10 protein-coding genes and 2 pseudogenes are annotated in these 10,882 nt (G+C 39.9%); 5 read left to right on the top strand and 7 right to left on the bottom strand.

The annotated features are described in order from the left end of the window. Window positions 1-368: 368 nt before the first annotated feature. Window positions 369-1,235, top strand: coding sequence for a carboxylating nicotinate-nucleotide diphosphorylase (gene nadC / locus HWQ23_RS24145; protein WP_292833842.1), 867 nt, complete (start codon window positions 369-371; stop codon window positions 1,233-1,235). A gap of 923 nt (window positions 1,236-2,158) precedes the next feature. Here the strand turns inward: nadC and HWQ23_RS24140 are convergent. The 4 genes from HWQ23_RS24140 to HWQ23_RS24125 all read right to left on the bottom strand — a co-directional run bounded on the left by HWQ23_RS24140 (window position 2,159) and on the right by HWQ23_RS24125 (window position 5,480). Next, window positions 2,159-3,334: a DNA double-strand break repair nuclease NurA gene (locus HWQ23_RS24140; RefSeq protein ID WP_292833839.1), complete on the bottom strand. Its 1,176-nt coding sequence runs from the start codon at window positions 3,332-3,334 to the stop codon at window positions 2,159-2,161. A gap of 276 nt (window positions 3,335-3,610) precedes the next feature. Further along, complete coding sequence (locus tag HWQ23_RS24135) at window positions 3,611-4,396, bottom strand: HAD family hydrolase (RefSeq protein WP_292833837.1); 786 nt, start codon at window positions 4,394-4,396, stop codon at window positions 3,611-3,613. Window positions 4,397-4,553: 157 nt separating this feature from the next. Beyond that, window positions 4,554-4,856 carry a hypothetical protein gene (locus HWQ23_RS24130; protein ID WP_292833834.1) on the bottom strand — a complete coding sequence of 101 codons (303 nt, stop codon included), beginning with the start codon at window positions 4,854-4,856 and terminating at the stop codon, window positions 4,554-4,556. 99 nt (window positions 4,857-4,955) lie between these two features. After that, window positions 4,956-5,480, bottom strand: a complete 525-nt coding sequence (locus HWQ23_RS24125; protein WP_292833830.1) for a hypothetical protein — start codon at window positions 5,478-5,480, stop codon at window positions 4,956-4,958. Between the two features lie 65 nt (window positions 5,481-5,545). Between HWQ23_RS24125 and HWQ23_RS24120 the strand changes: the two are divergent. Then, window positions 5,546-6,063: pseudogene (locus HWQ23_RS24120) on the top strand (metal ABC transporter solute-binding protein, Zn/Mn family); the annotation flags it as partial. Window positions 6,064-6,116: 53 nt separating this feature from the next. Here the strand turns inward: HWQ23_RS24120 and HWQ23_RS24115 are convergent. Next, window positions 6,117-6,725: a sterol desaturase family protein gene (locus tag HWQ23_RS24115; RefSeq protein WP_365742510.1), complete on the bottom strand. Its 609-nt coding sequence runs from the start codon at window positions 6,723-6,725 to the stop codon at window positions 6,117-6,119. 535 nt (window positions 6,726-7,260) lie between these two features. Here HWQ23_RS24115 and HWQ23_RS24110 point away from each other — a divergent pair. Both HWQ23_RS24110 and HWQ23_RS24105 read left to right on the top strand, forming a co-directional pair. Beyond that, window positions 7,261-7,596, top strand: coding sequence for a hypothetical protein (locus HWQ23_RS24110; RefSeq protein ID WP_292833824.1), 336 nt, complete (start codon window positions 7,261-7,263; stop codon window positions 7,594-7,596). A 228-nt stretch (window positions 7,597-7,824) separates the two neighbouring features. Further along, a complete protein-coding gene (locus HWQ23_RS24105; protein WP_292833821.1) occupies window positions 7,825-8,520 on the top strand; it encodes a carboxylesterase family protein in 696 nt (231 codons plus the stop codon). Window positions 8,521-8,816: 296 nt separating this feature from the next. Here HWQ23_RS24105 and HWQ23_RS24100 read toward each other — a convergent pair. Together HWQ23_RS24100 and HWQ23_RS24095 are read right to left on the bottom strand one after the other, a co-directional pair. After that, window positions 8,817-9,959: pseudogene (locus HWQ23_RS24100) on the bottom strand (PDDEXK nuclease domain-containing protein). Next, entirely contained in the window at window positions 9,952-10,170 is a 219-nt protein-coding gene (locus HWQ23_RS24095; RefSeq protein ID WP_292833818.1) for a hypothetical protein, read from the bottom strand. The pseudogene HWQ23_RS24100 and the gene HWQ23_RS24095 overlap by 8 nt, the downstream one beginning before the upstream one ends. 526 nt (window positions 10,171-10,696) lie before the next feature. Here HWQ23_RS24095 and HWQ23_RS24090 point away from each other — a divergent pair. After that, entirely contained in the window at window positions 10,697-10,825 is a 129-nt protein-coding gene (locus HWQ23_RS24090; RefSeq protein WP_292833815.1) for a hypothetical protein, read from the top strand. The last annotated feature ends 57 nt before the right edge of the window (window positions 10,826-10,882 follow it).

The raw sequence follows: 10,882 nt of genomic DNA, 5'->3' as shown, positions 1-10,882 counted from the left end.
GTGTTAAGCATACCGCCAGCGTTCATCCTGAGCCAGGATCAAACTCTCCGTTTTGAATTGGAAAGCTTTATTAGCTCTTTAGCTGCTCTTTTTTAACTTCAGCTTAGTTATCTTTATTTGCTTGACGCTTACCACTTGTTTTCTTATGGCTTTCAAACTATAATATTTTCAAGGTTCGGTGTCCTTCAAGCGTCGCTCTTGTTTGGCTTCTCTCTCAGGCACTTATTCAATATAACGAACCTATCTTCATGTGTCAACTATTTTTCCAAAAAATATTTTGGACTGCTTTTGAGTCTCCATCAAAGCCTTAGATAGTAAGGGTTTTAGGCTATAGTATTCCTGGAAGTCACTAAGGAAGCAATAAAGTTGTGAGGAATTCTGGTGTTTTGCCGCCCTGGCTGGTTTTAGATCCACTGTTGCATGCCTGGTTGTTGGAGGATATTGGCAGGGGCGATCGCACAACAAATACGCTACTAGCAGAAGATGTGACGCTAGGCTCGGCTAAATGGATAGCTAAAGCTTCAGGGATAATTGCTGGCTTACCAGTTGCTGCTAGGGTGTTTCAGATTTTGAATGAAAAAGTTAGCTTTGTGGCGGTTGCGGCTGAAGGTACATGGTGTGAGGCGGGACAGGTAGTAGCTGAAATTCATGGTTCGCTGGATGCACTGCTGATGGGGGAACGGGTGGCGCTCAACTTGGCTATGCGGTTGAGTGGGATTGCTACGCTGACTAATATATATGTAGAGAAAATTGCTGATTTACCTGCTCAGTTGGTGGATACGCGTAAAACTACACCAGGGCTGAGACTGTTGGAAAAGTACGCGACTGCTTTAGGTGGGGCGATTAATCACCGCATGGGGTTGGATGATGCGGTGATGATTAAGGATAATCACATTGCGGCGGCTGGGGGAATTGGAGAAGCTGTTACCCGTATTCGTTCTCAGATTCCTTATCCTTTGACTATAGAGGTAGAGACGGAAAGTTTAGAGCAGGTGAAAGAAGCTTTGCAGCACAATGCTGACATTATTATGTTGGACAATATGCCTTTGGATCTGATGCGTGAGGCGGTGCAATTGATTCGTCAGCAGGATAGGCGGGTGAAAATTGAAGCTTCGGGGAATGTGACTTTGGAAACTATTCGCGCTATAGCAGAGGCGGGTGTTGACTATATTTCTAGCAGTGCGCCGATTACTCAGTCGAAGTGGTTGGATTTGAGTATGAGGATTGTACTTTAATTGTCAAAATGCCAGTAAAACTTTATAATTATACGTAATTAAACATACGTAACCTCTAGTATTATTACTTAGATGAATTGCAAAATATTATTATGTAATGCAAATAAATTTTATCTGGAGAAAAATATAAAATGAAAGAGGAATTGATTGCAGGGATGGCGACACTTGCAGGTTCTTCATTAGGGTCAATTACCGTTTGCAGTTGAGTCTAATATAGACCTAACCCCCAACCCCTTGCCTTGTAGGGAAGGGGAGTAAGGCTCAAAACCTCTCTCTTTGTAGGAGATAGGTCAAAACTGTACTGCACTCAACCAAGAACCGCTATATTGATGCAACTTTTAAGTTAGGTATCTTGGGTAAAACGAAGCGAAATGTAGCGTACTTTTGTGTAACTGATTTAGACGAACGTGGCTTGATAAATAGACATCTCCAGAAATTAAATATGCGTTACCCAGAACCCTTGTAGAGACGTAGCAGTGCTACGTCTCTACATTCTTTTTCGGAAAAGTTGGGACAGCAACTAAGGACGATCACCCTAGCTTTCGTTTTGTTTTTTGCAATCAATAATTTGTGCTATTACGACTACTTACACAAACAGTAGCTTAACGGCTAATTTCGATCAAGCTACGATGTGAAATAAGAACAGCGAGAAAAAGCGATCGCTGAAGTCTAGACTTAATCCTTTAGTCCTCGCTCATCTGAAAATTTACCATTTCATAAATATCACTAAATAAAATTTGGAAATTTCTATAAACCAGTGTTAACAATGCATCGGGTGATTCATATTCAGTTAATACCCATTTACCATCTGAGTTTTTAGCAAATTGCTCAACCTAAAATTTGTATTGCTCAATCACGATATATTGTTTAAATTCAGGAATTGAACGATAACAACGAAACTCAACTGTTTACTATTCCCTGATTTAAGCAATACTGCCCCGCTTTCTGGCTTCTTTGTAGGAAGTTCCCACATTTTTCAGACCAGCTTTAATCATTTGTTGTTCAAGCAGGGCAAAGAAACGTGCTCTATCGCCACCTTTTACGACTGCTTGATTATGGGCTTCGGCGATCGCTACAGGGTAGCCATATCCTTTTTGCACTTGTGCTAGCATTAGCCCTAGTGCTTGATCTAACATGGTTGCATTCTCCGCTACCCATGCCGGAACTTCGATTCGGGCGATTTCAGTACCAACGTGGACGTAGCAAAAGTAAATGGTTTGGTCTCCGTAGAGTTCGAGAATGGGGGAATTACTGCGCCACAGGGTACTGCGTTGTCCTGGTTTGAGTCGGGTTGCCCAAACAGAAGTATCTCGCAACTGTTCAAAAATTTTACAAGCTACTTTTTCTAGCTGATTTGGGCAATAAGTTTTACAGTCTGGGGCTGGATGAGGACAAGCCAACAACCGTAAAAAGTTCATTGTTTCGATGCTGCGAGAGGCGCTGAGATAGCCCATCAGAGGAATTTGAGCATCACGCATCTGCTGCCAAGCTTCGAGGATGGGAGGTAAAATGCGATCGCGTGCATCCATCGGCAATTGTTCTAAAAACCAGTAAATTAACGAACCATCTACCATCGCCAGTGCTGGCGCTTCCCCCTTCGTCGCACATGCAAGTTCTGCTAACACTGTTGTTTCTGAAGCAGTGCGACGGAAACTCATCCATTCCTCGGTTCTAATTCCCCACTGTCGAGACATATATAAATCTTCTGGGCGATAAAATACCTCTGGCAAACTATCAAGTAGCGGATGGCGATTTTGTCCGTAGTGCAAGACGACCCTGCCAATATTTAGGAGATAACAGTAAGCAATTTCGTGATGGTTGGGGGCAATTTGCGAACCATCGGTAGCGATGACAGTATGAATTTTTGGGGGAACTGGGATATCGATGCAGGTTTCTAACGGCTCCATTGGGGTAGCATTAGCAAAGAGAATGCGATCGCGCCATTTTTCCTGGCGATCGATTAAATCTTGTTGACACTCGTAAGCATTTTTGAGATGTTGTTGCGCCAATTCTAAACGCTGGCGACTGGCAACAGCTTCTAAAGTAAGATGTTGACTTAAACCCTGCATTTGTCGCGCAAGTTTTGTCAGGTCAAGCATAAAGGTAAGTCAAGAGTGAAGAGTTATGAGTTATTATTTCACTGAAATGGAAAGACGGAAACTCTGATTTCTAATCCTTGTTATTTACGTACATCTTTTAAATATTCTGCTTCGTTGATTTTAGTCCACTTGAGTGGACTTGGGCTATTAACCCGGAACTTAAGTTCCGGGCGGTATATCGGGAAAGGCAACAATTTCACTGTTACAAACATCTGGGCAATCACAAGCCCTTCTAGGGTGAATGTATCAAGAGATTATTGCAATATATTTAATATATTAAAGCCAAACAGAGAAATGTTTGGTAAATTGAGACAGTGATAACAACTGAATCCGTCGATCATTTTGGGCGGCTTCCCGTTCTGCTTGGGTATTATAGCCCCAGTCTGCAAGGAAGAGTTTCACATCTTCAAGGTCTGCTTGCTGTTGGACTAACTGCAATGTCTTAAGTCTGTCTTCTACAAACCAGAGACTAACTGGCTTTTTATCTGCTGCTTGAATTAATTCTCGCAGAATTTCGTATTTGGAACGCTTGACTTCTTTCCCAAAAATCGCTGCGGCTGGTAAATTCACTCCTTCTTGTTGCAACAACTGCTGTATAAAACGCCCTTCTTTAGTTGTCACAATGTATAGCTTAACTCCACTGTCAAGAGTTAATTTGATTTTTTCTACTACACCCGGATAAAATCTATGCAGACTTAGCCAACCGTCTAAATCGGTGGTAATCCATTCATCCCGTTGGTTATCTAGTTTTGCACCAATTTCTCTTGCTTGTAGCTGATCATCTAACAAAAGTTTCGGGGCGATGCTTACCCATTCATGAAGAATTTTATCATCAGGAATTCCATCTACCAAGGCTTTGATTAAAACGGGCATTTCCCAACCTGTTTCAATTACAGGTCGCAGACGATAGAATCTCAAAGCTAAATCATCTGGTGGTGTGTGGTTAGCAGGCGACCAAATTTGACAGTAGGTGCGCCATGATACCTCAAAATATTCAATTAGTCCGTCGCAAATCACTCCATCAAAGTCCAGGGCTAAAATCGTGGGACTACTTGCGGTCATTGTTTTGAGGATGAAACTGCTGTTGTCAGCTTACCCGATCCTGAAAGTAATTTTTGTATAAGAATATCTTAACAGATCAATCTAGATTCAATCTAGCAATAGCCTTTAGTAGCTAAGTTGTTTACAAAAGCTGAGTATTTGATAATTATGTATTATACTAACCACATATCCGCTCATAAGTGAGATCAATAGTACGTGATTTTGTGTAAATCCGAACTGGAAGTGTTTTAATATCTCCACATTCTCCAGAACATGCATTTACAAATGCAGTACCTTTTTCACCTACCACCTCAATAACAAAATAAGTACTGTTGCCAACAAAAACAAATGTTTGGTAATTTCTACCTTCAGCCAAAGCATATGCTTCTTTAGTTCCAATATAATCTTCAAGTTGCTGGCATTTTTCTATTTTTTTGATTACATTCTTATAAGAAAACCCGAACTGATTAAGTCCCACCATATTGCGAAATGCAATGGGTAAAATTAAGCCTGGTGTAAGCTTAATTGTAGCTGCAATGATATATGGAATTATAACGATAGCTAATAAAGGAATTATATATTATATTATCCGCTTACGAATAGAAGACGGCTTATTTTGAAAATTTTGGCTATACAAACATGAAAAATAAATACATATTAAAGGAGTTGGTATTAAAAAACTATAAAATATGCCAGCTATTATAGCAAGTGTTGTCAAAATAGGAGTTTGTATAAGAGATATTAAAAATAAAACGAAAATCATTAAAATATTAACAGGAAAAGGAATATACAAAATATATAATAGAAGATTAAAACTACATCCACAAAATATAGCTAATATTACAAAGAATATATTAATATCTTTTTGCTTTTCCCTCAAAGTCCATAAAGTAACTGCACCACAAGATAAAGCTACAAAGAGAGCCATAGAAAAGCTAAATGGATAGTAACCGGGTGCTTTTAACCAAAAACCAACAAATTTATCCCGAAAAATTATAATTGGTAAACTTAAACATACCAAAAAAGGTAAGCTGTAAATGATAATCAGTAAAGTTGTTTTAAGTGCAATAGACTTTACTTCTGAATTGCTTTGATTTATTTCCATGTTGTAATAAGCTGATATTTTATTGGTAATAAATAAAACATGTATGCGATCGCCATAACAAATCGAATGCGATTCGGGATGCTTTGATTAAGCAATCACCTGAAGATAGAGAAAAATTTACTCACAAGGCATCGCAAGTTACTAATGAATTACAGCAGTTGCATAGCTGGATTAATCAACAGATTCAAACTATCCCCGCACTCGGCGGAAACTGGTGACAAGGCATGATGCATTCCAATATTATGGACATGCTTTTGGGATTGCGATGCCTGCGGCGGGCGTAGCCATCGCAGGTACTTTAATTGGCATTAGTACCGAAGAACAACCAAGCGCTCAAACAGTCCAGCGATTAGTAGAGTCAATTAAAAAAATAGGCGTTACCGCAATTTTTTTTGAAACTACAGTTAACCCAGCCTTAATTAAAACTGTTGCTGAAGAAGCAGGTGTGAAATTAGCACCAAATCAACTCTCTTCTGATTCAATTGGCGCTAAGGGAAGTGATGGGGATTCCTACATCAAAATGATGGAAGCGAATACTCGTACAATTGTAGAAGCATTGGGGGGAAAATATACCCCATTTTAACTAAAGAAATAAGGTGAAAATTAGCGTACTTTTTTCTTTTTGGCACTTGATTATTAAAACTCCCTTGTGTGGGTTTGCTTTTCATAATTAGAGTCTTCAGTACCAAGCAGTTTGTCCCAAAAGGTAAAATACAAACCGTAGTGTACTTTATATTTGCTATGATGTATTGAATGATGCATAGAACCGATAAGCCACCTTCCAATCCAGTAGCTCTTAGATGAGTTGGGAAATACCTCAAATCCGAGATGGGTAAACACTGCCCACACTGTCATAGTTATTAGTGCAGTAAGTAAGGTGATAAAATGCAACGGAACTATGAAACTTACACCTACAAAGAAAAGTCCTTGGACGATCGCCTCTGGCAAGTCGAACGCTGATGAACTCCAGGGCGTTGGCTCTTTTGAACCGTGGTGTCCATAATGCATCCATTTAAAAATCAGAGGCTGGTGAAACATCCGATGGATAAAATAAAAGTAAGTATCTTGAAGAACTAGCACCGCAATAAAGCTAACTACTAAATACCACAGCCCGTACTTGTATAAGCCAGTGTATAAAAGCGTTCTTCCCAAACTATACTCTGAGATAATAAACGCTCCACAAATAGCAAAAACCACTGCGGAGAGTACAGATAATTTGATATCCTTTTTAATCGAAGAACTCATCAACGGTTTTAAATGCAAACTCCTGTTGGCGAGGGACTTTCCCAGAAGTAAATAAAAGAGCAAGTATGCTCCCCCAGCGATCAGAAAGTATCGGGCAAGAGTAATAACGAAAAGGAAAAAGCAATAATACCAAAATGAGTGGTTCGTCAATTAGACCCATCCGTAATATTAATAAGGTGAAATTAAAGGTAAGTATTCAGTCCATACCAAAATGTCTACAATTTTGGCTAAATCTTAAGCATTATTGCTTATTGACAAATGGTTAATAACCTTAAACTCTCACCGATGTTCTGAGTCTGTGAAAGCCAGTTCTTGTGATGAAACAGTCAATTGAAACAGTCAATTTTTTCAGCCAATATCCTACACACTACTTTGATTATTTCATTTTTTGAAACCTTTGAGAGCATCACATCAAAGTAAATATCTAACCTAAGACGTGTCCTTCTGAAAATCTCTCCAAAGAAAGAACTCTTTGTATCCTCGATTTTCTACAGTGTTATTAGTAAAGCTAGAATTTTCAATACCTGAAAAAGCCATGACTGATAAAAATCAAGGAAATCAAATTAATCAACCAGTAAGTGAGGATACACATTTACGCGAAGAACCGAACGTCAATGAAAGAAACTTAACAGCGAATCCAGGAGATAAAATTGCTGATGAGTCTCAATCTGTTGAAGAAAAGGCTCAACAGGTAGCTGTGGATGATGTACCAGACATTACAGGCGACAAAATTACAGTCCCGACTTATTTCGTTGTAGATGAACCCGACGGCGAAAAGAAAGCACTCCACCACGTTAAAGATGCTGAAGAGATATCTGACGTAATTCGGGCAGCACGAGTTGACGAAAATGGAAATCGAATTTGGTGGTAGCCCTTCATTGAAGAGACACGGGGACACAAGAGTTCTTTCTTTGCGTCCCCGTATCTGCCTTGTTTGATGAAGTTAGTGAATTAATGGCGCAATCAAAATCTGGAAATTCTCCCACGAGGATGATGGCAAATGTCACAAGGTTAGTTAAGAGTCAATGAGAAGCAACACAGCGACCAAGTTATACAATAGCTGTTCGTAGACGTTGAAGTAACAAAATTTTCTAATGCTATGCCCTCAACACAACAGCAAGTTACTTCTACTGACAGCTACAACTACCTGCTATTTTTGCCGGATGGGCTACGCGCGGCCGGAGGCGATCGCAACGAAACACAACAGCCACTTTTGCCAACAATCCTGTTTTTACATGGTGCGGGTGAGCGAGGTTCTAACTTAGATGATGTGAAAAAGCAGGGTATTGCCAAAATTGTTGAACAACAGCCAGACTTTCCCTTCATTGTCATTTCTCCCCAATGTCCGCGCGGTGAACATTGGAATGTAGAACGATTGAGCGCCCTTCTAGATAAGGCGATACCTGGCGAGAAGCCCCAAAGCGGCTATGCATCCTATGTTGATCCAGATCGGGTTTACCTGACCGGCTTAAGTATGGGTGGTTACGGAACATGGCATTTAGCAGCAGCGCAGCCCCAAAGATTTGCAGCGATCGCGCCTATCTGTGGCGGTGGGAACCCACAAGCAGCACGTAAGTTAAAAAACCTCCCTGTGTGGGCATTTCACGGAGCCAAAGATAATGTGGTTCCCTTAAAGGAGTCTGAAATCATGGTTTCTGCACTCAAAGCCCGCGGCGGGAATGTGAAATTTACAGTTTACCCAGAAGCGGATCACGACTCCTGGACGCAGACATACAATAATCCAGAGTTGTATGAGTGGTTTTTGCAGCATCGGCGACAGCCGACTGTGGGTTAAAGCACCAGGAATCAGACAAAGGTGATTGCAGAGAAATTAAACTGGCATTTATAATCAATTTAAATTATCTGTATAACCTCAATTTAATTAGAGCATGTTTGTAAAGCCCTGGCGACTAGAAGTCGCGGCTACACAGACAAAACCCGCCTGCGCGGGTTAAAAGCCTTAGTTTTTCCTTAGTTCACGGAGGTAGACTTTGATTGTGTAGTAGCGACTAGAAGTCGCCCAATACTTTTAAAACATCCTCTTAAAAAAACTATTGAACATATTTTGTCTAATTTAGTATTGATAACTTGCTACATTTCGTTTTGCTCATCTACTGTTTCTCCAAGCGGATGAATTATTTTTCCCTCAAATTTTGCACCTAAACCGAGCGCTAATTCAATTTTATAAATTGTTTCCAACTCAGCTTCTAACTGCTCAATCGTTGGTAAATTTCCTTGCAACGGCTCCGGTAAAGTATCTTTTAGCTGATATACTGAAACACTAATCGGCTTATGCATATCCCGCAGAGAGTATTCGGCAATTACCTTATTTTTGCTTTTGCACAAAATCATCCCAATCGTAGGCTGATCATCTGGGTGTCTCAATAAATCATCTACCGCACTAACATAGAAATTCATCTTACCAGAAAACTCTGGCTTGAATTCTTCAATTTTCAGGTCAATCACTATATAGCAGCGTAAACGCAAGTGGTAAAACAATAAATCAATATAAAAATCTTCACCGCCAATTTCAAGATGATACTGACTACCTACAAAAGCAAAACCAACCCCTAATTATAGTAAAAAATCGCGGATATGGTTGATTAAAGCACGTTCTAAATCGCGTTCCAGAAAATCTGTCCCTAAATTTAGAAAATCAAAAGTGTAGGGATCTTTCAATAATTGCTGTGCTAATTCTGATTGTGGTTGAGGCAGAGTGCGGTTAAAGTTGGTGGTTGCTTTACCCTGACGGTGATACAACTTGCTTTCAATTTGATGAACTAAAACATTCCGACTCCATCCATACTCGATAGTCTGTTGCGCGTACCACAAGCGTTCTGTTTGGTCTTTAATGGTATCCAATATACGGGCATTATGACCCCAAGGAATTAGTGCAACAACCTGTTGCACTAATTCCTCATCTGGATAAGCTTCGGCAAATGCCCGCATATACTTAAGGTTACGAAGGGAAAAGCCCTTCATCTCTGGAAAAGCTTTCTGCAAATCAGCCGCCAGACGATTGATAACTTTTGCTCCCCAACCTTGCTGCTGTTGGCGATTCAGAATATCTCGCCCAATTTGCCAGTAGAGTAATACTAATTCTTTATTAACTGCAACTGCTGCTCGTAATTGAGCGCTAGAAATTCGTGTTTTTAATTCAGTTAAAAAATCTTCATAGCCAACGATCGCAGATGCGCCGGTTTGTGAAGCTTCGGATTTCTCGCCTCTAGGCATAAAAAAAAATTAACGCTACTTCTATACTGCCAGCATCACGCAAAATTTTGCTAACCAAATTAGGGATACACTCAGCAGCGAGTCTGAAATAATCGTTTCCGTGCTGAAAGGCTGCGACGGGAAGTAAAATTTCCAGTTTACCCAGAAGGCGATCGCAATACAACAATCCAGCATCGGCGGCGGAAGGCTGTCGAGTTAAATTTGCCAGCATTTGCGTAAGTGCGATGTCTACGACGGGCTACGCCTACGCTAAAACTTCAACATATTTTCATTAAAAATATTTTTTAGCGCCCAAAGAATAAAACTTCTAAGAAGTCTTCGCTTGTACATTTGACATCAGAGTATATAGCTTCAATAATGTTCTTACGTAAAAATCAGTACTCATATAGAAATCCTATTTGAATTTTGCTAAATATACTGAGAGCCGAAACCTGATCCGGCTAGTTCTCAGTCAGTTTGGCTTTTATAAATCAAATTGAATTGTTATATAACCTGATATTAATAGGGTTGCATTATGCTTTTCTCGAATTCAAAAACTAGCTTAAAAATTCGCCAAAAAAATAATAAATGCGGAATTTTTTGGAGTTGTAGTAACATTGTGCTGCTCGCAGGATATTTAATCACTCTACCGATTTGTACATTGATAACTTTATCCTTATTATTGCCTTTATTAACTACTAGCTTATCCGCTTCCATTGGAACCTCGTACCACTCTACATCGATTCCTTGGATAGATAATGCGTCGGAATGTGAACATACTGGGAGAAACTGGCGCGATCGCAAGTGTTGGGATAATCAACACAATCCCCTGTTCTGAATGGATACCGCACAAAAAAGGTATGCAAACAATCAGAACAATTGCTTAATTTGACAAAACAGGTTAATAGCCTGGGAATTAGATCAAAATAGATATGTAGCCTGTT

The sequence above is a fragment of the Nostoc sp. JL33 genome, assembly GCF_017114985.1.
In the GTDB taxonomy this organism is placed as follows: domain Bacteria; phylum Cyanobacteriota; class Cyanobacteriia; order Cyanobacteriales; family Nostocaceae; genus Nostoc.
The sequence above is the reverse complement of the archived record's forward strand: the minus strand, read 5'-3'. Positions and strand labels throughout refer to the sequence as shown.

Bases quoted from the DNA above. Each gene is read 5' to 3' on its own strand.
- HWQ23_RS24105 (WP_292833821.1), top strand. From the start codon at position 7,825: ATGCCCTCAACACAACAGCAAGTTACTTCTACTGACAGCTACAACTAC.
- HWQ23_RS24140 (WP_292833839.1), bottom strand. From the start codon at position 3,334: ATGCTTGACCTGACAAAACTTGCGCGACAAATGCAGGGTTTAAGTCAA.
- HWQ23_RS24115 (WP_365742510.1), bottom strand. From the start codon at position 6,725: ATGAGTTCTTCGATTAAAAAGGATATCAAATTATCTGTACTCTCCGCA.
- HWQ23_RS24135 (WP_292833837.1), bottom strand. From the start codon at position 4,396: ATGACCGCAAGTAGTCCCACGATTTTAGCCCTGGACTTTGATGGAGTG.
- HWQ23_RS24110 (WP_292833824.1), top strand. From the start codon at position 7,261: ATGACTGATAAAAATCAAGGAAATCAAATTAATCAACCAGTAAGTGAG.
- HWQ23_RS24125 (WP_292833830.1), bottom strand. From the start codon at position 5,480: ATGGAAATAAATCAAAGCAATTCAGAAGTAAAGTCTATTGCACTTAAA.
- HWQ23_RS24130 (WP_292833834.1), bottom strand. From the start codon at position 4,856: ATGGTGGGACTTAATCAGTTCGGGTTTTCTTATAAGAATGTAATCAAA.
- HWQ23_RS24095 (WP_292833818.1), bottom strand. From the start codon at position 10,170: ATGCTGGCAAATTTAACTCGACAGCCTTCCGCCGCCGATGCTGGATTG.
- HWQ23_RS24090 (WP_292833815.1), top strand. From the start codon at position 10,697: ATGCGTCGGAATGTGAACATACTGGGAGAAACTGGCGCGATCGCAAGT.